General features: G+C 73.8%; 21 protein-coding genes and 2 pseudogenes. 17 read left to right on the plus strand and 6 right to left on the minus strand.

Going from position 1 to position 23,672, the window contains the following annotated elements; translation table 11 throughout:
* Positions 1-105: 105 nt before the first annotated feature.
* The 13 genes from IE225_RS03350 to IE225_RS03410 all read left to right on the plus strand — a co-directional run bounded on the left by IE225_RS03350 (position 106) and on the right by IE225_RS03410 (position 15,842).
* The gene (locus tag IE225_RS03350; protein WP_190055781.1) at positions 106-1,236 is read left to right on the plus strand and encodes a nitronate monooxygenase; all 1,131 of its coding nucleotides are present in this window, start codon (positions 106-108) and stop codon (positions 1,234-1,236) included.
* Positions 1,233-1,982, plus strand: a complete 750-nt coding sequence (locus IE225_RS03355; RefSeq protein WP_190055782.1) for a 16S rRNA (uracil(1498)-N(3))-methyltransferase — start codon at positions 1,233-1,235, stop codon at positions 1,980-1,982. Before IE225_RS03350 ends, IE225_RS03355 begins: the two co-directional genes overlap by 4 nt.
* Positions 1,983-2,310: 328 nt before the next feature.
* Entirely contained in the window at positions 2,311-2,889 is a 579-nt protein-coding gene (locus IE225_RS03360; protein ID WP_229879197.1) for a hypothetical protein, read from the plus strand.
* A gap of 46 nt (positions 2,890-2,935) precedes the next feature.
* Positions 2,936-6,190 carry a S41 family peptidase gene (locus IE225_RS03365; RefSeq protein WP_190055783.1) on the plus strand — a complete coding sequence of 1,085 codons (3,255 nt, stop codon included), beginning with the start codon at positions 2,936-2,938 and terminating at the stop codon, positions 6,188-6,190.
* 53 nt (positions 6,191-6,243) lie between these two features.
* Positions 6,244-6,597, plus strand: a complete 354-nt coding sequence (locus IE225_RS03370) for an HIT domain-containing protein (RefSeq protein ID WP_190055784.1) — start codon at positions 6,244-6,246, stop codon at positions 6,595-6,597.
* A gap of 6 nt (positions 6,598-6,603) precedes the next feature.
* Positions 6,604-7,509 (plus strand): ribonuclease Z, encoded by a 906-nt coding sequence (locus IE225_RS03375; protein WP_190055785.1) that lies wholly within the window; start codon positions 6,604-6,606, stop codon positions 7,507-7,509.
* A 45-nt stretch (positions 7,510-7,554) separates the two neighbouring features.
* Positions 7,555-8,547 carry an adenosine deaminase gene (locus tag IE225_RS03380; protein ID WP_190055786.1) on the plus strand — a complete coding sequence of 331 codons (993 nt, stop codon included), beginning with the start codon at positions 7,555-7,557 and terminating at the stop codon, positions 8,545-8,547.
* A gap of 203 nt (positions 8,548-8,750) precedes the next feature.
* Positions 8,751-10,070 carry a glucarate dehydratase family protein gene (locus IE225_RS03385; protein WP_190055787.1) on the plus strand — a complete coding sequence of 440 codons (1,320 nt, stop codon included), beginning with the start codon at positions 8,751-8,753 and terminating at the stop codon, positions 10,068-10,070.
* Between the two features lie 181 nt (positions 10,071-10,251).
* Positions 10,252-11,349 carry a carbohydrate kinase family protein gene (locus IE225_RS03390; RefSeq protein ID WP_190056085.1) on the plus strand — a complete coding sequence of 366 codons (1,098 nt, stop codon included), beginning with the start codon at positions 10,252-10,254 and terminating at the stop codon, positions 11,347-11,349.
* Positions 11,350-11,487: 138 nt separating this feature from the next.
* A complete protein-coding gene (locus tag IE225_RS03395; protein WP_190055788.1) occupies positions 11,488-13,632 on the plus strand; it encodes a PhoH family protein in 2,145 nt (714 codons plus the stop codon).
* A gap of 13 nt (positions 13,633-13,645) precedes the next feature.
* Complete coding sequence (gene ybeY / locus IE225_RS03400) at positions 13,646-14,143, plus strand: rRNA maturation RNase YbeY (RefSeq protein WP_190055789.1); 498 nt, start codon at positions 13,646-13,648, stop codon at positions 14,141-14,143.
* A complete protein-coding gene (locus IE225_RS03405; RefSeq protein ID WP_229879205.1) occupies positions 14,140-15,486 on the plus strand; it encodes a hemolysin family protein in 1,347 nt (448 codons plus the stop codon). The genes ybeY and IE225_RS03405 overlap by 4 nt, the downstream gene beginning before the upstream one ends.
* Positions 15,483-15,842: an MmcQ/YjbR family DNA-binding protein gene (locus IE225_RS03410; protein ID WP_190055790.1), complete on the plus strand. Its 360-nt coding sequence runs from the start codon at positions 15,483-15,485 to the stop codon at positions 15,840-15,842. Before IE225_RS03405 ends, IE225_RS03410 begins: the two co-directional genes overlap by 4 nt.
* 97 nt (positions 15,843-15,939) lie before the next feature.
* Here IE225_RS03410 and IE225_RS03415 read toward each other — a convergent pair whose 3' ends face one another.
* Both IE225_RS03415 and IE225_RS03420 read right to left on the minus strand, forming a co-directional pair.
* Positions 15,940-16,314, minus strand: a complete 375-nt coding sequence (locus tag IE225_RS03415) for a hypothetical protein (RefSeq protein WP_229879207.1) — start codon at positions 16,312-16,314, stop codon at positions 15,940-15,942.
* Positions 16,311-16,469: a hypothetical protein gene (locus IE225_RS03420; protein ID WP_190055791.1), complete on the minus strand. Its 159-nt coding sequence runs from the start codon at positions 16,467-16,469 to the stop codon at positions 16,311-16,313. Before IE225_RS03420 ends, IE225_RS03415 begins: the two co-directional genes overlap by 4 nt.
* 265 nt (positions 16,470-16,734) lie before the next feature.
* On the opposite strand from IE225_RS03420, the pseudogene IE225_RS03425 reads away from it, so the two are divergent.
* The 3 genes and pseudogenes from IE225_RS03425 (at position 16,735) to IE225_RS03435 (ending at position 18,662) form a co-directional block, all read left to right on the plus strand.
* Positions 16,735-17,981: pseudogene (locus tag IE225_RS03425) on the plus strand (NsdA family TPR-like regulatory protein).
* A gap of 61 nt (positions 17,982-18,042) precedes the next feature.
* A pseudogene (locus IE225_RS03430) lies at positions 18,043-18,270 on the plus strand (XRE family transcriptional regulator); the annotation flags it as partial.
* A 38-nt stretch (positions 18,271-18,308) separates the two neighbouring features.
* Entirely contained in the window at positions 18,309-18,662 is a 354-nt protein-coding gene (locus IE225_RS03435; RefSeq protein ID WP_190055792.1) for a cytidine deaminase-like protein, read from the plus strand.
* Positions 18,663-18,771: 109 nt separating this feature from the next.
* Here the strand turns inward: IE225_RS03435 and IE225_RS03440 are convergent, their stop codons facing one another.
* The gene (locus tag IE225_RS03440; protein WP_190055793.1) at positions 18,772-19,110 is read right to left on the minus strand and encodes a P-II family nitrogen regulator; all 339 of its coding nucleotides are present in this window, start codon (positions 19,108-19,110) and stop codon (positions 18,772-18,774) included.
* Positions 19,107-20,453, minus strand: coding sequence for an ammonium transporter (locus IE225_RS03445; RefSeq protein WP_308432439.1), 1,347 nt, complete (start codon positions 20,451-20,453; stop codon positions 19,107-19,109). Before IE225_RS03445 ends, IE225_RS03440 begins: the two co-directional genes overlap by 4 nt.
* Before the next feature lie 266 nt (positions 20,454-20,719).
* On the opposite strand from IE225_RS03445, the gene era reads away from it, so the two are divergent.
* Positions 20,720-21,673, plus strand: a complete 954-nt coding sequence (gene era, locus IE225_RS03450) for a GTPase Era (protein ID WP_190055794.1) — start codon at positions 20,720-20,722, stop codon at positions 21,671-21,673.
* A gap of 151 nt (positions 21,674-21,824) precedes the next feature.
* On the opposite strand, the gene IE225_RS03455 is transcribed toward era, so the two are convergent.
* Together IE225_RS03455 and IE225_RS03460 are read right to left on the minus strand one after the other, a co-directional pair.
* Positions 21,825-23,204 (minus strand): GH1 family beta-glucosidase, encoded by a 1,380-nt coding sequence (locus IE225_RS03455; protein WP_190055795.1) that lies wholly within the window; start codon positions 23,202-23,204, stop codon positions 21,825-21,827.
* An 89-nt stretch (positions 23,205-23,293) separates the two neighbouring features.
* Entirely contained in the window at positions 23,294-23,560 is a 267-nt protein-coding gene (locus IE225_RS03460; protein WP_190055796.1) for a protealysin inhibitor emfourin, read from the minus strand.
* Positions 23,561-23,672 lie beyond the last annotated feature (112 nt).

Here is a 23,672-nt window from a genome sequence, read left to right on the forward strand (position 1 = left end):
CGCTGAGCCCGGATTTCACTCCCGTCTCCCTCCCGTCCTACCGTCGGCACAGGGCGAGGGACGGCCGGATTCGGTCTTGTGCGGGGGACGTGACACCATGCGGTCATGTCCTCCGCGCTGACCGATCTCTTCCCGCACCCGATCGTGCAGGCCCCCATGGCGGGCGGCGTCTCCGGGCCGGAGCTGGCCGCCGCCGTGTCCGAGGCGGGCGGGCTGGGGTTCCTGGCCGCCGGGTACAAGACGGCCGACGGCATGTACCAGGAGATCAAGCAGCTGCGGGGACTGACGAACCGGCCGTTCGGCGTCAACGTGTTCCTGCCGCAGCCGGAGTGCGCGGACCGGGCCGCCGTCGAGGTCTACGCCCACCAGCTCGCCGGTGAGGCCACCTGGTACGAGACCGAGCTGGGCGACCCGGACAGCGGCCGCGACGACGGCTTCGACGCCAAACTCGCCGTCCTGCTGGACGATCCGGTGCCGGTGGTCTCCTTCCACTTCGGCTGCCCGAGCCGGGAGGCCGTCGACGCCCTGCACCGCGTCGGCACCTTCACCCTGGTCACCGCCACCACCCCGGAGGAGGCCCGCGCGGTGGAACGGGCGGGCGCCGACGCGGTGATCGCGCAGGGCGTCGAGGCCGGCGGCCACCAGGGCACCCACCGCGACCTGCCGGAGAACGACGGCACCGGCCTCGGGCTGCTCAGCCTGGTCGCCCAGGTCCGCGAGACCGTGCGCATCCCGATCGTCGCGGCCGGCGGCATCATGCGCGGCAGCCAGATCGCCGCCGTGCTCGCCGCCGGCGCGAGCGCCGTCCAACTGGGCACCGCGTTCCTCGCCACCCCCGAGTCCGGGGCGCACGCGCTGCACAAACAGGCCCTGACCAACCCCCTGTTCGCCCGCACGGAACTCACCCGGGCGTTCTCCGGCAGACCCGCCCGCGCCCTGGTCAACCGCTTCCTGCGCGAGCACGGCCGGTACGCGCCCGCCGCCTACCCGGAGGTCCACCACCTGACCGCCCCGCTGCGCAAGGCCGCCGCCAAGGCCGGCGACGCGCAGGGCATGGCCCTGTGGGCCGGGCAGGGCCACCGGCAGGCGCGCGCGCTGCCCGCCGGGCGGCTGGTGGAGGTGCTGAGGGACGAACTCGACGCCGCCGCGGCCGCGTTGTCCGGGACGCCCGGGTCGTTCAGGACGTCCGGGTCGTTCGGGGCGTCCGGGGCGTCCGGAAAGGGGGGCCCGCGGTGACGGCTCCGGTCTTCGTGGTCGAGCACTTCCGCGCCGGGGACGGCGGGCACTACGTCCTCGACGGCCCCGAGGGCCGGCACGCGGTGGCGGTGAAACGACTGCAGCCCGGCGAGCCGGTCGTCCTCACCGACGGCGCGGGCCGTTACGCCGCGTGCGAGGTCGTCGGCACCGAGGGCAGGGACCGGCTGATCGTCCGCATGTCCCCGGTGTCCGAGGAGCCCGCGCCGGCGCCGCGCATCACCGTGGTGCAGGCCCTGCCCAAGGGCGACCGGGGCGAGCTGGCGGTGGAGACCATGACCGAGGTCGGCGTCGACGCCATCGTGCCCTGGCAGGCCGCCCGCTGCATCACCCAGTGGAAGGGCGAGCGCGGGCAGAAGGCGCTCGGCAAGTGGCGGGCCACCGCCCGGGAGGCCGGCAAGCAGTCCCGCCGCGTCCGCTTCCCCGAGGTCGCGGACCTGGCGAGCACCCGTCAGGTCGCCGCGCTGCTCGCGCGGGCCGACTTCGCCGCCGTGCTCCACTCCGACTTCGCGCACGAGAGCCGGCCGCTCGCCACCGCCCCACTCCCCGCCGAGGGCGACATCGTGCTGGTCGTCGGCCCGGAGGGCGGCGTCGCCCGCGAGGAGCTGGCGCTGTTCGAGGAGGCGGGCGCGGGGGCGTACGTCCTGGGACGCACCGTGCTGCGCACGTCGACGGCCGGCACCGCGGCGGCGGCGCTGCTGATGGGACGCACCGGCCGCTGGTCCTGACACCCCGGCAGAAACCTCGACCCGGTGGGGCCCGCACCCCGGCAGAAACCCGGAACCCGGCAGGAACCCGCACCCCTGAGGAAACGGAACCCGGCGGGAATCCGCACCCCTGAGGAAACGGAACCCGGCGGGAACCCGCACCCCCTGAGAAAACGGGACCCGGAGGAAACAGAACCCGGAGGAAACAGCACCCGGAAGAGACACCGTGCGCCTCCGGAAGCGCCCGCCGTCGCGCGGCCCGGCCGGCGGGCGCGGCGCGCGGGCACCGGCGCGCACATGACCGTATGCGCTCTACCGCCCGCGGGGAGTCGGTGGCAGGCTTCCCCGCATGGGGGCGTTGAGGCGGATCCGGCACCTGGCGCACGACCGGCGGCGCCGACTCGGGCGCGGCCCGCGGGCGTTGGCCGTGGCGGGGCTCGCCGCGGCCGCCGTCGGCGGGGTCGCCGCGTGCGACCCGGGCGGGCTCGGCTCGGCGTCGGTGGCCTACACGACCGACCAGACGGCGACGAAGGAGCTGCAGCGGCAGCACGTCACCGTGCGGTGGCTGAACTGCACGGCCTCCTACGGCGACCGCGGCGGCACGGCCACGCCGTCGGCGAGCGAGCGCACCGTCGCCTCCGTCGACTGCCGGGGGCAGACGGACGACGGGCGGGACATCACCGTCACCGGGAAGGTCACCCGGGCCGTGGAGGGGGCGTGCGTGCGCGGCGACCTCACGGCCGAGGTGGGCGGCCGGCGGGTGTTCCACGTCAGCGGCCTCGGCGACTGCGGCGCGACCACCGGCCCCGCCTACACCCCGCCCGTCACCTACCGGCCGACCGGCCCGGGCCCCACCGTCACGGTCACCGTCACGCGCACCCTGTGGTGCAAGGGCGACCCGACCTGCTGGCCGGTCGAGGGCAAGTGATCCCGGCGCCCTGTCCGGGGCGGTCGTTGCTGCGTAGGGTGAGCGCGTGACCCAGCCCTCCGCGCCGGCCCCGTCGCCCGCATACCTCCGTTTCCCGCACCTGCACGGCGAGTTGGTCGCCTTCACCGCCGAGGACGACGTGTGGCTCGCGCCGCTGGACGGCGGCCGGGCCTGGCGGGTCAGCGCCGACCACGTGCCCGTGAACCACCCGCGCATCTCGCCCGACGGGACGACGATCGCCTGGACCTCCACCCGCGACGGCGCCCCCGAGGTGTACGCCGCCCCGGTGGACGGCGGCCCCGCGACCCGGCTGACGTACTGGGGCAGCGCCCGGACCCAGGTGTGCGGCTGGACCCCGGACGGGCGGGTCCTGGCCCTGACCACGCACGGGCAGGCCAGTCTGCGCCGTAGCTGGGCGCGGGCCGTCCCGCTCGACGGCGGACCGGCCACGACGCTGCCCTTCGGCCCGGTCGGCGCGGTCGCGTACGGCCCGCACACCGTGCTGCTGTCCGCGTCGATGGGCCGCGAGGCCGCCCACTGGAAGCGGTACCGGGGCGGCACCGCGGGCAAGCTGTGGATCGACCGCGGCGGCGACGGCGGGTTCGAGCGGCTGCACCAGGAGCTGGACGGCAACCTCGAGTGCCCGGTGTGGGTGGGGATGGGGGTCCCCCCGCTCGAGCGAAGCCGAGAGTGGGGGAGGCTCGCGTTCCTCTCCGACCACGAGGGCACCGGCGCCCTGTACTCCTCCCTCGCCGACGGCTCCGACCTGCGCCGGCACACCCCCCTCGACGGTTTCTACGCCCGGCACGCGGCCGGTGACGGCCGCCGCGTCGTGTACGCGAGCGCCGGGGAGCTGTGGATCCTGGACGACCTGGACGGCGCCGAGCCGCGCCGGCTGGCGGTGCGGCTCGGCGGACCGCGCGTGGACCTGCGGCCGTATCCGCTGGACGCGGCGCGCTGGTTCGGCTCGGCCGCGCCCGACCACACCGCGCGCGGCAGCGCCGTGTGCGTGCGCGGCGCCGTCCACTGGGTCACCCACCGCGCCGGCCCGGCCCGCGCGCTGGCCGCCGAACCCGGCGTGCGCGCCCGGCTGCCGCGCACCTTCCGCGCCGACGGCGAGGAGTGGGCGGTGTGGGTGACCGACGCCGAGGGCGACGACGCCCTGGAGTTCGCCCCCGCCACCGGCCTCGCGCCGGGCACCGCCCCGCGCCGGCTGGCCGCCGGGCGGCTCGGCCGGGTCCTCGGCCTCGCCGTGGCGCCCGACGGCAGCCGGGCCGCCGTCGCCTCCCACGACGGGCGTGTGCTGCTCGTGGAGCGGGAGACCGGCGAGGTGCGCGAACTGGACCGCAGCGAGTACGGCGACGCCTCCGGCCTGGTGTTCTCCCCCGACTCCGGCTGGCTCGCCTGGTCCCATCCGGGGCCGCGCCCGCTGCGCCGGCTCAAGCTCGCCAACACCGCCGACCTGACCGTCACCGAGGCCACCCCGCTGCGCTTTTGCGACTACGCGCCCGCCTTCACCCTCGACGGCAAGCACCTGGCGTTCCTCTCGGCGCGGTCCTTCGACCCCGTCTACGACGAGCACGTCTTCGACCTCGCCTTCGTCGGCGGCTCCCGCCCCTACCTGCTGCCGCTGGCCGCGACCACCCCGTCGCCGTTCGGCCCGCAGCGGCACGGCCGCCCCTTCGAGGCGCCCGGCAAGGACGAGACCCCCGACAGCGAGGGCACCCCCACCACCCGCATCGACCTGGAGGGCCTGGCCGACCGCATCGTGCCGTTCCCCGTCGAGGCCGCCCGCTACTCCGGGCTGCGGGCCGCCAAGGACGGCGTGCTGTGGCTGCGCCACCCCGTGCGGGGCGTCCTGGGCGCCTCCCGCGCCACGCCCGACGACCCGGACCCGGGCAGCGAGCTGCAGCGCTACGACCTCGCCCAGCGGCGCGTGGAGCACCTCGCCGACGACGTCGACCACTTCGAGGTCGGCGGCGACGGCAAACGCGTCCTGCTGTGGACCGACGACCGGCTGAAGGTCGTCCCCGCCGACCGGCGCGCGGCCGGCGACGAGGACGGCGACACGCACCTCACCGTCGACCTCGGCCGCATCCGCCAGACGGTCGACCCGGCCGCCGAGTGGCGGCAGATGTACGCCGAGACCGGCCGCGTCATGCGGGACAACTTCTGGCGCCCCGACATGGGCGGCGTCGACTGGGACGGCGTCCTGGAGCGCTACCGGCCCGTCCTGGACCGCGTCGCCACCCACGACGACCTGGTCGACCTGCTGTGGGAGGTGCACGGCGAACTCGGCACCTCGCACGCCTACGTCACCCCGCGCGGCGGCCCCGGCGACGGCCCGCGCCAGGGCCTGCTCGGCGCCGACCTCTCCCGCCACGAGGACGGCGTCTGGCGCGTCGACCGCGTCCTGCCCGCCGAGACCTCCGACCCGCGCGCCCGCTCCCCGCTCGCCGCGCCCGGCGTCGCGATCCGCCCCGGCGACGGGATCGTCGCCGTCAACGGCCGGCCCGTCGACCCGGTGGCCGGGCCCGGCCCGCTGCTCGTCGGCACCGCCGGCCGGCCGGTCGAGCTGACCGTCTCCCCGGCCGGCGGCGGCGAGACCCGGCACGCCGTCGTCGTCCCCCTCGACGACGAGGAGCCGCTGCGCTACCACGCCTGGGTCGCCGGCCGGCGCGCCCACGTCCACGCGCTGTCCGGCGGTCGGCTCGGCTACCTCCACGTGCCCGACATGCAGGCGCCCGGCTGGGCCCAGATCCACCGTGACCTGCGCGTCGAGGTCGCCCGCGAGGGCCTCGTCGTCGACGTCCGGGAGAACCGCGGCGGCCACACCTCCCAGCTCGTGGTGGAGAAGCTCGCCCGCCGGATCGTGGGCTGGGACGTGCCGCGGGGCATGCGGCCGGAGAGCTACCCGCTGGACGCCCCGCGCGGCCCCGTCGTCGCCGTCGCCGACGAGTTCTCCGGCTCCGACGGCGACATCGTCAACGCGGCCATCAGGGCGCTGGGGCTCGGACCGGTGGTGGGCACCCGCACCTGGGGCGGCGTCATCGGCATCGACAGCCGCTACCGCCTCGTCGACGGCACCCTCGTCACCCAGCCCAAGTACGCGTTCTGGCTGGAGGGTTACGAGTGGGGCGTGGAGAACCACGGCGTCGATCCCGACGTGGAGGCCGTGCAGCGCCCCCAGGACCACGCGGCGGGCCGCGACGTGCAGCTCGACGAGGCGGTCAGGGTCGCGCTGGAGGCGCTGCGGGAACGGCCGGCCAGGACGCCGCCGAGGCCGCCCGCGTCGCGGTGACGCGCCCCTCGCTACGATGCCCCCGTACTCGATCAACTCCCAAGGAGGCCCGCATGGCAGGGGAGCCGCAGGACGACTGCCTGTTCTGCAAGATCGTCGCGGGACAGGTCCCCGCCACCATCGTCCGCGAGACAAAGACCACTGTCGCCTTCCGGGACATCAATCCCCAGGCGCCCACCCACATCCTGGTGATCCCCAGGGCGCACCACCGGGACGCGGCGGCGCTCGCCGCGGCCGACCCCGCGCTCGCCGCGGACGTCCTGCGCGAGACCCAGGCCGTCGCCGACGAGGAGAAGCTGGACAGCTACCGCATCGTCTTCAACACCGGCAGCGGCGCCGGCCAGACCGTCTGGCACGCGCACGCCCACGTGCTGGGCGGCCGCGGCCTGCAGTGGCCGCCCGGGTGAGCCGCCGTGTCCGTGCGTGAACTGGTGGTCCTGGGCACCGCCAGCCAGGTCCCGACCCGGCACCGCAACCACAACGGCTACCTGCTGCGCTGGGACGGCGAGGGCATCCTGTTCGACCCCGGCGAGGGCACGCAGCGGCAGATGCTGCGCGCCGGGGTCGCCGCCCACGACATCCACCGCATCTGCGTCACCCACTTCCACGGCGACCACTCCCTCGGCCTGGCCGGGGTGATCCAGCGCATCAACCTGGACCGGGTGCCGCACGAGGTCACCGCCCACTACCCGCGCTCCGGGCAGCGCTTCTTCGACCGGCTGCGCCACGCCACCGCCTACCGCGAGACGGTCACGCTCACCGAGGCCCCGGTCGCCGCCGACGGCGTCCTCGTGGCCACGCCCGCCTACACGCTGGAGGCGCGCCGCCTCTCGCACCCCGTGGAGTCGTACGGCTACCGCCTCACCGAGCCCGACGGCCGCCGCATGCTGCCCGAGCGGCTGGCCGCGCACGGCATCACCGGCCCGGACGTGGGCCGGCTGCAGCGCGAGGGCAGCCTGAACGGCGTGCCGCTGGAGGCGGTCAGCGAGGTGCGGCGCGGCCAGCGGTTCGCGTTCGTCATGGACACCCGGCTGTGCGAGGGCGTGCACGCGCTCGCCGAGGGCTGCGACCTGCTCGTCATCGAGTCGACCTTCCTCGACCAGGACGAGGAGCTCGCCGTGGAGTTCGGCCACCTGACGGCCGGGCAGGCGGCGCGCGCGGCGCGGGACGCGGGGGTGCGGCACCTGGTGCTCACCCACTTCAGCCAGCGCTACGCGCAGCCCGAGGAGTTCGAGCGGCAGGCGCGCGCCGCCGGGTTCGAGGGCGAGCTGACCGTGGCGCGGGACCTGCAGCGGGTGCCGGTGCCCAAGCGCCGCTGAACCGCGGGTTCAGATTCCTCGCCGCCACGGCCGTACGATGCTGCGATGCCCCTTCCGAAAGCCGAACTGCACCTGCACATCGAAGGCACTCTCGAGCCGGAGCTGGCGTTCGAACTGGCCGCGCGCAACGGCGTGCCGCTGCCGTACGCGACCGTCGGCGACCTGCGCGCGGCCTATGACTTCAAGGACCTGCAGTCCTTCCTGGACCTGTACTACGAGCTGACGGCCGTGCTGCGCACCGAGCGGGACTTCGAGGACCTCGCCGACGCCTACCTGGCGCGCGCCGCCGCCCAGGGCGTGCGCCACGCGGAGATCTTCTTCGACCCGCAGGCCCACACCCGGCGGGGCGTGGCGCTCGGCACGGTCGTGGAGGGGCTGTGGCGGGCGCTGGGCCGCGGCGAGGACAGCCACGGCGTCTCCACCCGGCTGATCATGTGCTTCCTGCGCGACGAGTCCGCCGAGTCCGCGCTGGAGACACTGCGCGCCGCCGAACCCTACCTGGACCGGATCGCCGGCGTCGGCCTGGACTCGGCCGAGGCCGGCCACCCGCCGGCGAAGTTCCGCGAGGTGTACGAGGCCGCGGCCGCCCTGGGTCTGCGCCGCGTGGCGCACGCCGGGGAGGAGGGGCCGCCGGAGTACATCCGCCAGGCCCTGGACGTGCTCGGCGTGGAGCGCGTCGACCACGGTCTGCGCTGTCTGGAGGACCCGGAGCTGGTGGCGCGGCTGGCGCGCGAGCGGATCCCGCTGACCCTGTGCCCGCTGTCCAACGTCCGCCTGCGCGCCGTCGACACCCTCGCCGACCACCCCCTGCCCGCCCTGCTCGACGCCGGCCTGCTGTGCACCGTCAACTCCGACGACCCGGCCTACTTCGGCGGTTACGTCGGCGACACCTTCGACGCGGTGCGCGACACCCTCGGCCTCACCGAGGACCGGCTGCGCGAGCTGGCCCGCAACTCCTTCCTCGCCGCCTTCCTCGACCACGACGAGGAGCGCCGGGCGCGCTACCTCGCCGAGGTGGAGGCGTACGTGTTCCCGTAGGGCCGTTTTCCGCAGGGCCGTTCCTTCGGAGGCTGTTCCCCAGGGGGCCGTTCCCCGTGGCGCCGCGCGCCCGGCACCCGGCGGCGCCACGGGAAACGGACCGGCGGGCCGGGCGGGCCGGGCGGGCCGGACGCACCGTTGACGGACATCTGTTCGCGTATCTAGCCTGCATTTACATACCTGAATGATGTCCGTGTACGGAGATGAGGACGCCCGTGACCGTCACCCCCTCCCGTGACCTGTCCATCGCCGAGGTGCGGCTCACCCCGGTCCTCGTCGCCGACCCGCCGCTGCTGAACACCCAGGGCGTCCACCAGCCGTACACCCCCCGGCTGATCGTGGAAGTGGTCACGCGGGGCGGGGTCACGGGCCTGGGCGAGACGTACGGCGACACCAAGTACCTGGAGCTCGCCCGCCCCCTCGCCGAAAACCTGACAGGCCATCAGATCGGCGACCTGAACGGGCTGTTCACCGCCGCCGAACGGATCGCCGTCGACCGCTCCCACGTCGCCGAGCGGGTCGACGTGGGCGGACTGCGCGGCGTGCAGACCGCGGACAAGCTGCGGCTGTCGGTCGTCTCGGCGTTCGAGGTGGCCTGCCTCGACGCCCTCGGCCAGGCGCTCGGCCTGCCCGTGCACGCGCTGCTCGGCGGCAAGGTCCGCGACACCGTCGACTACAGCGCCTACCTGTTCTACAAGTGGGCCGCCCACCCCGAGGGCGTGCCCGCCGAACCCGACGACTGGGGCGCCGCCCTCGACCCGGCCGGCGTCGTGGCCCAGGCCCGGCGCCTGACCGAGCGGTACGGGTTCACCTCCTACAAGCTCAAGGGCGGCGTCTTCCCGCCCGACGAGGAGATCGCCGCCGTACGCGCCCTCGCCGAGGCGTTCCCCGGCCGCCCGCTGCGCCTCGACCCCAACGGCGCCTGGTCGGTGGAGACGTCCGTCAAGGTCGCCGAGGAACTGCGCGAGGTGCTGGAGTACCTCGAGGACCCCGCGCTCGGCACCCCGGCCATGGCCGAGGTCGCCGCCCGCACCGGAGTGCCGCTGGCCACCAACATGTGCGTGACGACCTTCGGCGAGATCGAGGAAGCCTTCACCCGCGGCGCCGTGCAGGTGGTGCTCTCCGACCACCACTACTGGGGCGGGCTGCGCCGCACCCAGCACCTCGCCGCGGTCTGCGCCGCCTTCGGCGTCGGGCTGTCCATGCACTCCAACACCCACCTCGGCATCAGCCTCGCCGCCATGACCCACGTCGCCGCCACCGTGCCCCACCTCCACCACGCCTGCGACACGCACTACCCCTGGCAGTCCGAGGACGTCCTCACCGAACGCGTCGCCCTCACCGACGGGAAGGTCGCCGTCTCCGACGCCCCCGGCCTCGGCGTACGACTCGACCGCGACCGGCTGGCCTTCCTGCACCGCCGCTGGGCCGACGACGACGGCCGCCACCGGGACCGCGACGACGCCGCCGCCCTGCGGGCCGCCGTACCCGGCTGGACGACACCGGCGATGCCCCGCTGGTAGCCGCCGCCGCGGGCGCACGGCCGCCTCCGGCCGCCCCGGCGTGGTGCACACTGGCCTGATCGGCACCACGTCAGGGAGCACAACCGTGACAGCGTCCAACGGAAGGGACACCGGACCGAACCCCACCGCCCGCGCCGCCGCAGCCGCCCCGCAGGCCGCGGCGGACGCGCCGCCCTCCGCAGTGGGACACCACACCCACTCCCAGGTCGACCCCCTCGCCGGCCTGCGCACCCCCGGCGACCCGCCCTGGGACGTCTACCTCACGGGCACCGTCTTCCTCGACATCATCTTCACCGGCCTGGACTGCGCCCCCGTGCGCGGCACCGAGTCCTGGGCCCGCGGCATGGGCTCCAGCCCCGGCGGCGTCGCCAACATGGCCACCGCGCTCGCCCGCCTCGGCCTGCGCACCTGCCTCGCCGCCGCGTTCGGCGACGACCACTACGGCGAATACTGCTGGGACGCCCTCGAACACGGCGAGGGCATCGACCTCACCCCCTCCCGCACCGTGCCCGGCTGGCACTCCCCGGTCACCGTCTCCATGGCCTACGAGGGCGAACGCACCATGGTCTCCCACGGCCACGAGCCGCCCCCCGAGGAACCCGCGCCCGACTGCCCGCCCCGCGCCCGGGCCGCCATCGCCTCCCTCACCCCCGGCCGCCCCGCCCCCTGGATCGCCCAGGCCGCCGCCCGGGGCACCCGCATCTTCGGCGACGTCGGCTGGGACGACACCGGCGCCTGGGACCTGGCCGGCCTGACCGACCTGAGGCACTGCGAGGCGTTCCTGCCCAACGCCGAGGAGGCCATGCGCTACACCGGCACCGACTGCCCGCGCGCCGCCGCCCACGCCCTCACCGAGCACGTCCCGCTCGCCGTCGTCACCCTGGGCGCACAGGGCGCCTACGCCGTCGACCGGCGCACCGGCGAGACCGCCGAGGTCCCCGCCATCGCCGTCGAGGCGCTCGACCCGACCGGCGCCGGGGACGTGTTCGTCGCCGGGTTCGTCACCGGCACGCTCGCCGGCTGGCCGCTCGCCGACCGCCTCGCCTTCGCCGGCCTGACCGCCGCCCTGTCCGTGCAGGAGTTCGGCGGCTCCCTCTCCGCACCCGGCTGGTCGGAGATCGCCGCCTGGTGGCGCCGGGTGCAGTCGGTGGCCGGGCAGGACCCGGCGGCCCTGCGGCGGTACGCCTTCCTGGAGCGGCTGCTGCCCGCCGAGGAGCAGGCCGGCCCGTGGCCCCGGCGCCGGGCGGTGCCGACGATCGGGTTCCGCAGATCCGCCTGAGCGGTCCAGGGAGATCAGCCGGTCGTACGAAAAGTCCTACGGGCTTGTCAGCGCACCGGCGTACCCTGGAAACCGCCAGGCCGCCCACCGGGCAGGCGAGTCGTATCGAGGAGGACGTGCAGGCCACAGAGCCGGCCCATGACTCAGACACCCACAGCCCAGACGCCCGCGCAGGGGCAGGCGCGCGCACAGGTCACCGTCCCCGCCCAGCACCCCATGGTGACCGTGCTGGGATCCGGCGACTCCCTTCTGCGTGTGATCGAGAAGGCCTTCCCGAAGGTCGACATCCACGTCCGGGGCAACGAGATCAGCGTCGTCGGCGACGAGATCGAGGTCGCTCTCGTCGAGCGCCTCTTCGCCGAGATGATGCTCGTGCTCCGCACCGGGCAGCCCATGACCGAGGACGCGGTGGAGCGCTCCATCGCCATGCTCCGCGCCGGCGGCAGCGGCGACGGGCACGAGACCCCGGCCCAGGTGCTGACCCAGAACATCCTGTCCTCGCGCGGCCGCACCATCCGCCCCAAGACGCTGAACCAGAAGCGCTACGTCGACGCCATCGACCAGCACACGATCGTCTTCGGCATCGGCCCCGCGGGCACCGGCAAGACCTACCTGGCCATGGCCAAGGCCGTCCAGGCCCTCCAGTCCAAGCAGGTCAACCGCATCATCCTCACCCGCCCCGCGGTCGAGGCCGGCGAACGCCTCGGCTTCCTCCCCGGCACCCTCTACGAGAAGATCGACCCCTACCTGCGCCCCCTGTACGACGCGCTGCACGACATGCTCGACCCCGACTCGATCCCGCGCCTGATGGCAGCGGGCACGATCGAGGTGGCACCGCTGGCGTACATGCGCGGAAGGGCCCAGCCGGTCTTCACCAACGTCCTGACACCGGATGGCTGGCGCCCCATCGGCCACCTGCGGGTCGGCGACCTGGTCATCGGCTCCAACGGTGAGCCGACCCCGGTCCTCGGCGTGTACCCGCAGGGTGAGAAGGACGTCTACCGCGTCACCGCCCAGGACGGCTCCTGGACGCTGTGCTGCGGCGAGCACCTGTGGACGGTCCGGACGCGCGACGACAAGCGCCGCGACAAGCCGTGGCGGGTCCTGGAAACCCAGGAGATGATCGGCAACCTGCGGGCGGCGCACTACCGCCGGTACGAGCTGCCGTTGCTGACGGCGCCGGTGCAGATGCCGGAGCGTCCGGTCCCCATGGACCCCTACGCCCTGGGGCTGCTGCTCGGTGACGGCTGCCTGACCGGGTCCACCACCCCGTCGTTCGCGACGGAGGACCCCGAGCTGGCGGTGGCGCTGGAGTCGGCCCTTCCCGGGATCACCCTGCGGCACCGCGGCGGGCCGGACTACATCCTGAACCGGGTCAAGTCTCCCGGGGATGTGGTCACCCTGGAGAACCCGGTGACACGGAGCCTGCGTGAGCTGGATCTGCTGGGCACCCGGTCGTGCAGCAAGTTCATCCCCGACGCGTACCTGAACAACTCGGCGGAGGTGCGGCTGGCGGTCCTGCAGGGCCTCCTGGACTCCGACGGCGGCCCGGTCACGCAGAAGGACCGCACCTGCCGCATCCAGTACACGACGACGTCGATCCTGCTGCGCGACGACGTGATCGCGCTGGTCCGGTCGCTGGGCGGGGTCGCCTACACCCGGCGCCGTGCCACCGAGGGGCGCAGGCCGGGATGGGCCAACGGGCGGGAGGTCGCCCACCGGCGCGACGCCCACATCGTCGACATCCGCCTGCCCGAGGGCGTCGAGCCCTTCCGCCTCCCCCGCAAGCGCGACAAGTACCACGCGGCCGGAGGCGGCGGGCGCCCGATGCGATTCATCGACAGCATCGAGCCCGCGGGCCGGGAGGAGTGCGTCTGCATCCAGGTGGCGGCCGAGGACTCGCTGTACGTCACGCAGGACTACCTGCTGACGCACAACACCCTCAACGACGCCTTCATCATCCTCGACGAGGCGCAGAACACGAGCCCGGAGCAGATGAAGATGTTCCTCACCCGGCTCGGGTTCGACTCCAAGATCGTGATCACGGGTGACGTGACGCAGGTCGACCTGCCCGACGGGCAGAAGTCCGGGCTGCGGCAGGTGCAGGAGATCCTGGAGGGGGTCGAGGACGTCCACTTCGCCCGGCTGTCGTCCCACGACGTCGTACGGCACAAGCTGGTGGGCCGTATCGTCGACGCGTACGAGAAGTACGACAGCAAGCACGGCACCCACAACGGCGCGCCCAGGAGCGGCCGGGACAGGGCCGGGCACAAGGGGAAGTAGACGAGCACAGCCCATGTCGATCGACGTCAACAACGAGTCCGGCACCGAGGTCGACGAGCAGGCGATCCTCGACATCGCCCGCTACGCGCTCGCGCGGATGCGCATCCACCCGTTGTCCGAGCTCTCGGTGATCCTCGTGGACGCCGCGGCGATGGAGCAGCTCCACCGGCAGTGGATGGACCTGCCCGGGCCCACCGATGTCATGTCCTTCCCGATGGACGAGCTGCGGCCGCCGTCGAAGGACGACGACGAGCCCCCGCAGGGCCTGCTCGGCGACATCGTGCTGTGCCCGGAGGTCGCCGCCAAGCAAGGTGCCGAGGCGCCGACGCAGCACACCATGGACGAGGAGCTGCAACTGCTCACCGTCCACGGTGTGCTGCACCTGCTCGGCTACGACCACGAGGAACCGGACGAGAGGGCCGAGATGTTCGGCCTGCAGGCCGCCATCGTGGACGGCTGGCGCGCGGAGAGGGGTATGGAGGGGCCCTCCCCGGCCCCGACCGTGTCATGAGCCCGCAGATCGTGACCGGCGCGATCGCCCTGGTCGTCGTCGCCTGGCTCGCCGCCTGCGCGGAGGCGGGCCTGGCCCGCGTCTCCAGCTTCCGCGCCGAGGAGGCCGTCAGATCCGGCCGCCGCGGCAGCGCCCGGCTCGCCCGGGTGGCCGCCGACCCGACCCGCTACCTGAACGTGGCCCTGCTGGTGCGCGTCGCCTGCGAGATGGCCGCGGCCGCCATGATCACGTACGCGTGCCTGCAGGAGTTCCCCGGCACCGCCGAGGCCCTGCTCATCGCCATCGGGATCATGGTGCTGGTGTCGTACGTCGCCGTCGGCGTCTCCCCGCGCACCATCGGCCGCCAGCACCCGCTGAACACGGCGACCGCGGCGGCGTACGTGCTGGTGCCGCTGGCGCGGATCATGGGCCCGATCCCGTCGCTGCTGATCCTCATCGGCAACGCGCTGACCCCCGGCAAGGGCTTCCCGCGCGGCCCGTTCGCCTCCGAGGCGGAGCTGCGCGCCCTGGTCGACCTGGCCGAGAAGGAGTCGCTGATCGAGGACGAGGAGCGCCGCATGGTGCACTCCGTCTTCGAACTCGGCGACACCCTGGTGCGCGAGGTGATGGTGCCGCGCACCGACCTGGTGACCATCGAGCGGTTCAAGACCATCCGCCAGGCCCTCACCCTGGCCCTGCGCTCCGGTTTCTCCCGTATCCCGGTCACCGGGGAGAGCGAGGACGACGTCGTCGGCATCGTGTACCTGAAGGACCTGGCGCGCCGCACCCACATCAACCGGGACGCGGAGAGCGAGCCGGTCTCCACGGTGATGCGCCCGGCGTTCTTCGTGCCCGACACCAAGAACGCCGGCGACCTGCTGCGCGAGATGCAGAAGGAGCGCAACCACGTCGCCGTCGTCATCGACGAGTACGGCGGCACCGCCGGCATCGTCACCATCGAGGACATCCTCGAGGAGATCGTCGGTGAGATCACCGACGAGTACGACCGCGAGCTGCCGCCCGTGGAGGAGCTCGGCGAGGGCCGCTACCGGGTCACCGCCCGGCTCGGCACCGGGGACCTGGGCGAGCTGTACGGGCTGGAGGCCTACGACGACGAGGACGTCGAGACCGTCGGCGGCCTGCTCGCCAAGGCCCTCGGCCGGGTCCCGATCGCCGGCGCCTCCGCCGTCGTCGAACTGCCCGACGAGCGCCGGCTGCGGCTGACCGCCGAGGCCGCCGCCGGCCGCCGCAACAAGATCGTCACGGTGCTGGTGGAGCCGGTCGAGCCGCCGCGGGAGCCGGAGCGGGAGGAGCCGGGCGGCGCGGGCGCCGTGGCGGCCGAGAAGGGGGCGGAGCGCGAATGACGCCGCCGGAGCTGCGCGCGCTGTGCCTGTCCTTCGCCGCCGCCGTGGAGGACTTCCCGTTCCGGCCGGAGATCTCCGTCTTCAAGGTCTGCGGCCGCCTGTTCGCCCTGTCCGACCTGCACGCGCGGCCCCTGAGGGTCACCCTCAAGTGCGACCCGGAGGACGCGGTCCGGCTGCGCGCGCAGCACCCGGACCTGATCGTCCCCGGGTACCACATGAACAAGCGGCACTGGAACACCGTCACCGTCGACGGCGGGCTCCCGGACCGCCTGGTCCGGGAACTCGTGGAGGACTCCTACGACCTGGTCGTGGCCGGCCTACCGCGCGCCGAACGCCTCCGCCTCGACCGCCCCTGACCCGGTCCGCCGCCCGGTGCGCAGGCCCGCGGCGACCAGGGCCGCCGCGGCCAGGACGACCGCCGGACCGCCGCGTCCAGGGCCAGGATCGTGCGGGTCACGCGTCGTTCTCCTGTGCCGTGGTGTCGCCGTCGGCTTCCTCGTCCTCGTCCCCGTACTCGTCCTCGTGCTCGTCCTCGTGCTCGTCCGCCCGGTCCTCGTAGTCCTCCAGGCGGGTGCCGCGGGATCTGGCGACCCGCAGCGCGTCGCACAGGCACTCGCTCAGCCGTGTCGCCGCGAAGCGCAGCTCCGGTGCGCCGGCTTCCGGGTCGTTCAGCACGTCGCGGGCGCCCTCGAGGACGTCGTCGCCGACGCTGAGCTGGGTTTCTTCCATCTGGTCGGCGAGCTGTGAGAGGACGCTGTGCGGGTCGTCGGTGTGGAGGTAGGCGGGCTTGCCGTCCTCGGACCAGGGCAGCAGGCGGGGGCGGCTCACGCGACCACTTCCGGCAGGGCGATGCCCTGTGGCGCCAGGACCAGCCCGGCACGGCGGCGCTGCCGGCGCTGCCGGCGTTCGTGTGCCACGTGGCGTTCGTGGGCGAGGACGTACGGCCGGACGATCCCGATGGCTTCGCCGTCCAACGCAGGCATGCGCGGGCGGCAGGGTGCCGGGAGCGTTGCCGGGGACGGGTCCGCTTCCGTTGTCCGATGGCGGCCCGCCGGAGGAAGCGGAACCGCAGCAGCGGACGAAGCAGCCGCGCTGCAAGGTGGAGCATGTCGTCAACCTCCAAGCCAGGTTGGTGACCACACCCCCGGGCCGGGCGCGCGGTCGCGGGGGGCCTTTCACGAAGACCCTCGCGTCCCTCCCTGCTCAAAGCCATGCCAAGGCCCTATGGATGCGCCCTATATTTGACGTATGGGGGAAATCCGCGCGGACTTGTGGTCCCATCCGCAGTTGGTGTCGGCGGTCGCCGCCGAGGACTGGGGTGCCGTCTTTCGCGCCTACCGGCAGCTCACCGGACTGAGCCGGACGAAGCTCGGTGAACGCGTCGGCCTCGTCCAGCCCGAGGTGTCCACCATTGAGCGCGGTCGACGGCATGTCACCTCGGTCGAGGTGCGGCAACGCATCGTGGACGGGCTTCACATCCCGGCGCACCTCCTGGTCACCGACCAGCCGCGCGCCGACTCGCCGGTGCCCGCGCTCGCCGTACCCGGTCCGGGACCGGACGATGATCTGCCGGCGCGGGTGACGAGCGTGGTCGACGGCGAGCACCGGGTGGACGCCGCCACGCTCGACTGGTTCGACCGGCTGCTGGCGGAACACCGCCGCGCCGAGGACGAGATCGGGTCACGGCCGCTGGTGGGCTTGATGCGGCAGCAGCTCCGGACCGTGGTGGACCTGTACGGCAGCGCGCGAGGCCCGTTGGCGGATCGGGTGGTGCGTCTGGCGTCCGAACACGCGCAGTTCCTGGCGTGGATGGCGCAGGACCAAGGGCAGACCGCCGCCGCTCTCGCCTGGTACGACCGCAGCCACGAGTGGGCGTTGGAGGCCGGTGACGCCAACATGGCGGCCACGACGCTCAGCATGAAGGCGCACATGGCGTGGTCCGGTGGTCGCGGAGACCGGTGTGTACGACTGGCGGAGGCCGCCCGTCGGTCGGCACCGGGAACGTCGCTCGGGGTTCAGGGCATGGCCGCGCAGATGGCCGCCCGAGGGCACGCGCTCAACGGCGACGCCGACGAGCCGAGCGGCTGCTGGACGAGGCGCAGGAACTCATCGGCCGCGCGGCGCGGCATCCGGAGGATGAACCGCCGTGGATGTACTTCTACGGCGAGACGTGGTTCACCCTGCAGCGAGGCATGGCCGCGCTGCATCTGCGCGACTGGAAGGCGGCCATCGCCCATCTCACCGTCGGATTGGCCGAGTTGCCCGACGATTATCGCCGTGACAAGACGTGGTACCGGGCATGCCTGGCGCACGCCCTGGCCGAGGCCGGCGAGGCGTCGCAGGCCGCCTCCGTCGCGCTGACCGTGGTACCCGATGCTGCCGACATCGGACGCCCCCACTCGTGGAACGAGCTGCACACCGTGGCCGCCGTCCTCATGCGACGCGGCGCGAAGGAAGCACGGCAACTCGTCGCCGCGCTCCGGACCTGCGACTGACGCCCCGCCGCAAGCCGACGGCGTTCCCTCTTCCCCCGCACACCTGGCGCATGTCCCTGAGCTGGGGGAGCGGCGCGACATCGAGGACGCCGGGCAGATCCGCAAGGAGCTCGACCACCCGCCGGCCGGGTTGCTGGTGGTGGAGGCCACGGCGGTGAAGGTGCCGGCCCGGCCCGATCCGACGATCGTGCTGCACACCCCGCTGGAGGAGGCGAACACCGCCGCCAAGCTGGAGTGGCCGGCTTCCCCGGAGGGGCGGCGCGGGGCGATGTACCCGGTGGCCGGGTGAGCCGGCCGCCGTCGGCGGCGGGTCCGTATGCTCGGGGCATGGCAGACAGCAACGCGCTCGATCCCGAGGACCGCAAGATCGTCACCCTGGCCCGCTCGGCCCGGGCCCGCAACGGCGTTCCGGAGGGCGCCGCGGTGCGCGACGAGACCGGCCGGACGTACGTCGCCGGCACCGTCGCGCTCGACTCGCTGCAGCTCAGCGCCTTGCGGACGGCCGTGGCGATGGCGGTCGCGTCCGGGGCGAAGTCGCTGGAGGCGGCGGCGGTGGTCAGTGAGGCCGAGTCCCTCACGGAGGAGGACCGGGCCGCCGTGCGCGACTTGGGCGGGCCCGGGACGCCGGTGCTGCTGGCCGCGCCCGACGGGTCGGTCCGGCTGACGGCGACCGCGGGCTGACGTTTCCGGGCCGGGTGCCCGGCGGTGTTCTTCGGGCCGGGTGCCCACTTTGCCCTTCGGCCCGGGTGCCCGGTGGTGTCCTTCGGGCCGGGTGCCCGGCGGGCCGGTGCTACAGGGCGTCCGGCCCGCGCTCGCCCGTGCGGACGCGGACGACCGTCTCGACCGGCAGCGCCCACACCTTGCCGTCGCCGATCCTGCCGGTCTGGGCGGCCTTCACGACCGCGTCGATGACCGCGTCGGCGTCCGCGTCCTCCACGACGACCTCGATCCGCACCTTCGGCACCAGGTCGACCCGGTACTCGGCCCCGCGGTACACCTCGGTGTGGCCGCGCTGACGGCCGTAGCCGCTGGCCTCGGTCACGGTCAGCCCGTGCACGCCGAGTTCCTGCAGGGCCGTCTTGACCGCGTCGAGGCGATGGGGCTTGACGATGGCGGTGATGAGCTTCATGCCTGCGGCCTGACCTTCTGTGCGGTGGCGGTGGGGACGACGGTGGAGGAGACCGGGGCGCCGTGGCCCAGGACTCCGTGATCGTAGGCCGTCTCCGCGTGCACCGTAAGGTCCAGGCCGGTGTGCTCCTGCTCCTCGCTCGCGCGCAGGCCCAGCACCCTGTCGAGCAGCTTGCCGAGGCCGTACGTCGCCGCGAACGCGTACGCCGCCACGGCCACGACCGCCAGCAGTTGCCGGCCCAGCGGCGCGAGCCCGCCGCCGTAGAGCAGGCCCTGCGCGCCGCCGGTCATCTCCCGCACCGCGAACAGGCCGATGAGGAGGGTGCCGATCACGCCGCCGACCAGGTGGACGCCGACGACGTCGAGCGAGTCGTCGTAGCCGAGCCGGAATTTCCAGCCGACGGCGTAGGAGCAGACGACGCCCGCGGCCAGGCCCACCACGAGGGCGCCGAGCAGGGAGACCACGCCGCAGGACGGGGTGACGGCGACGAGGCCGGCGACCGCGCCGGAGACGGCGCCCAGGGTGGTGGGGTGGCCGTCGCGCTTCTGCTCGACGAGGAGCCAGCCGAGCAGGCCGGTGCAGCCGGCCGCGAGGGTGTTGAGGAAGGCGGCCGCGGCCAGGCCGTCGGCACCGAGCGCGGAACCGGCGTTGAAGCCGAACCAGCCGAACCACAGCAGGCCCGCGCCGAGCACCACCATCGGCAGGTTGTGCGGGCGCATCGCGTCCCGTTTGAAGCCCAGGCGCGGGCCCAGGACCAGGCAGAGCGCCAGTCCCGAGGCGCCGGAGGTGATCTCGACGGGGAGGCCGCCCGCGAAGTCCAGCGCGCGAAGGTCGTGCTGGATCCAGCCGCCCGGGCCCCACACCCAGTGGGTGACCGGGACGTACACCAGCAGCGTCCACACGGGGACGAACACCAGCCACGCGGAGAACTTCGCGCGGTCCGCGATCGCGCCGCTGATCAGCGCCGCCGTGATGATCGCGAAGGTGAGCTGGAAGGTGGCGAACAGCAGCGTGGGCACCGTGCCCCGGACGCTGTCGGGGGTCAGGCCCGCCAGGCCGGCGTGGCGGAGGTCGCCGACGAGGCCGCCGAACGCGTCGTCGCCGAAGGCCAGTGCGTAGCCGCAGGCCAGCCAGACCACCGTGACCAGCGCGATCGACACCAGGCTCATCATGAGCATGTTCAGGACGCTCTTGGTGCGGACCATGCCGCCGTAGAAGAGGGCCAGTCCCGGGGTCATCAGCAGGACCAGGGCGGTCGAGGCGAGCAGCCAGGCGGTGTCGCCGGTGTTCACATGCGCTGCGGCCAGGGTCGTCGACGCCGTCGTGGTCACGGTCACAGTCACGCTCACTCCAACGGTGCGGGGGCTGGTCCGAGGGTCACCGGAGCGCGTTTCCGATCGCGTACGGCTGTGTTTCCGTGACGTTTCGTGTTGCGACGGGGTTTCCGGGACCTCACCGCCGGAGCGTCGGCGTGGTGACGGAGGGCCCGCCGATGGAGGTCCCGCCGGGGGCGCGGGCGTGGCGACGGGGGCCCCGTCGGGGGTGCGGGGCGCGGTGCGGGCGGGTGCGTGGTGCGGTGGGGGGTCGTGGATCGGGGAGAATGGGCGCCATGAGCGTTCGTACACAGTCATCCGAGCGGTCGGCGGAGGGTGTCCACCGGGCCGGCTTCGCCTGTTTCGTGGGCCGGCCCAACGCGGGCAAGTCCACTCTCACGAACGCTCTCGTCGGGCAGAAGGTGGCGATCACCTCCAACCGGCCGCAGACCACCCGGCACACCGTGCGGGGGATCGTCCACCGGCCGGACGCGCAGCTCGTCCTCGTGGACACCCCCGGGCTGCACAAGCCGCGCACGCTGCTCGGGGAGCGGCTGAACGACGTCGTGCGCACGACGTGGGCCGAGGTGGACGTGATCGGCTTCTGCCTGCCCGCCGACCAGCGGATCGGGCCCGGGGACCGGTTCATCGCCAAGGAGCTCGCCGGGATCAGGAAGACGCCCAAGGTCGCCGTCGTCACCAAGACGGACCTGGTCGACCCCAAGACGCTCGCCGAGCAGCTCATCGCGGTCGACCAGCTCGGCAAGGAGCTCGGGATCGAGTGGGCCGAGATCGTGCCGGTGTCGGCGGTCGCCGGAAAGCAGGTGGAGCTGCTGGCCGACCTGCTGGTGCCGCTGCTGCCGGAAGGGCCGCCGCTGTACCCCGAGGGGGACCTCACCGACGAGCCCGAGCAGGTCATGGTCGCCGAGCTGATCCGGGAGGCGGCGCTGGAAGGGGTGCGGGACGAGCTGCCGCACTCCATCGCCGTGGTGGTCGAGGAGATGCGGCCGCGCGAGGGGCGGCCCGCGGACCGCCCGCTGCTCGACATCCACGCCAACGTCTTCATCGAGCGGCCGAGCCAGAAGGGCATCGTGATCGGGCCGAAGGGGCAGCGGCTGAAGGAGGTCGGCATCAAGTCCCGCAAGCAGATCGAGGCGCTGCTGGGCACGCCGGTGTACCTGGACCTGCACGTGAAGGTGGCCAAGGACTGGCAGCGGGACCCCAAGCAGCTCCGCCGGCTGGGCTTCTGAGCGAAGGGCGCCCGCCCGCCCGTCCCGGTCGGCTGGAAGGCGGACGCTCGGACGCTCTGCGGGGCTCCGCCTCCGCCTCCGCCTCGGCGGGCGGCCCCGCCTACGCCCCGGACTCCGGCGGGGTTCCGCCCCCGGGGCTACAGGCCCGGGGCTACAGGTCTCCGGCCGAGTCGGTCTCGGGCCCCGCCGCCCCCTGGCGCCCCTCCCGCTGCTCCCGCAGCACCTCCCGCAGCCACCGGTACGACGCCTTCGGTGTGCGCCGCAGGGTGCGGAAGTCGACGTGGACCAGGCCGAAGCGGCGGGCGAAGCCCTCGGCCCACTCGAAGTTGTCCAGCAGCGACCAGATGAAGTAGCCGCGCACGTCCACGCCCGCCTCGATCGCGCGGTGCAGGGCGCGGATGTGCGCGTCCAGGTAGGCGATCCGCTCCCGGTCGTCCACGCCCTCGTAGCTGCAGCCGTTCTCCGTGATCACGACCGGCGGGAGGCGGTCGCCGTAGCGGTCGCGGAAGGCGGTCAGCAGGTCCGTCAGCCCCTCCGGGACCACGGGCCAGCCGGAGTCCGTCACCGGACGGCCCTCGATCTCCCGTAGGGAGAAGGGGAGTTCGGCGGGGATCGGGACGCCGGCGAACGCGTCGTCCCGGCCCAGCGGGGCGCCCACGCGTGTCGGGGCGTAGTAGTTGATGCCGTACCAGTCGAGGGGCTCGGCGATGACCTCGAGGTCCGCCCCGGCGTCTTCGGGCATGAACTCGCCCAGCCCGTCGGGGTATTCGCCCAGGAGCAGCGGTTCGGCGAACAGCCTGTTCAGCAACAGGTCGTACAGGTCCGCCGCCGCCACGTCCGCGCTCTCGCGGGAGGCCGGCCAGGTCGGGCCGTGCGAGTTGGCGATGCCGATGTCCGTGACCCCGGCCGCGCGCAGGGCCCGTACGGCCAGGCCGTGGGCGAGCAGTTGGTGGTGGGCGACCGGGAGGGCGTCGAAGAGCAGGCGGCGGCCGGGGGCGTGGACGCCGAGGGCGTGGCCGAGGAGGGTGTGCTCGGCCGGTTCGTTCAGGGTGATCCACTGGGTGACGCGGTCGCGGAGGCGTGCGGCGACCCGGGCCGCGTACTCCGCGAACCGGAAGGCCGTGTCCCGCTCCAGCCAGCCGCCCGCCTCCTGCAGCGCCAGCGGCAGATCCCAGTGGAACAGGGTCGGCACCGGGCGGACGCCGACCGCGCACAGCTCGTCCACCAGGCGGTCGTAGAAGTCCAGGCCGCCGGGGGAGTCCACCCGTGGCCAGGAGACGGAGAAGCGGTACGCGTCCACGCCCAGGTCGGACAGGAGGGCCACGTCCTCCTGGTAGCGGTGGTAGTGGTCGCAGGCCACCGCGGCCGTGGAGCCGTCCTTCACCCGTCCCGGTTCGGCCGTGAACGCGTCCCACACCGACGGCTCGCGTTCGTCGGCCGCGCCCTCGATCTGGTGGGCCGAGGTGGACACGCCCCACAGGAAGCCGGGCGGGAAGGGAGGGATCGGGTGCGTCGCCATGCGCCGGATCATCCTTACCTGCGGTAACGGAAGTCAACGCCCGTGCGTCAAGGCGCGGTGCGGCCTCCCCGCGCGCCCCTCATGCATCCTCCGTGCGCCCCTTACGCGCCCTCCTTGAGCACGCGTGACACCAGCTCCCGCTGCTCGTCCGTCAGCCGCGGGTCGGCGCAGTACACCGTCCGCCCGTCGACCGTGATCTCGTAGGAGAAGCCGTCGGGCACCCCGGCGGGCGGCAGGCGCCGGCCGGCGGCCACCGCCCGCTCGGCCAGCGCCTGCCACTCGGCGGCGTCGGCCCGCCCCGCGGTGTCCACCTCGGCGCGGCGCTCGATGCCCGCGAACCCGCCCGTGCGTTTCACTCGAATGCGCATGAGGCCTGTCTAGTACGGGATCCGGTGCGGCACTACCTGGACCACCCGGTACGGGCTGTACGGCATCCGGTGCGGCACTACCCGGTACGGGCTGTACGGCATCCGGCGTGGC

The sequence above is a fragment of the Streptomyces echinoruber genome (assembly GCF_014651135.1).
GTDB classification, from domain to species: domain Bacteria; phylum Actinomycetota; class Actinomycetes; order Streptomycetales; family Streptomycetaceae; genus Streptomyces; species Streptomyces echinoruber.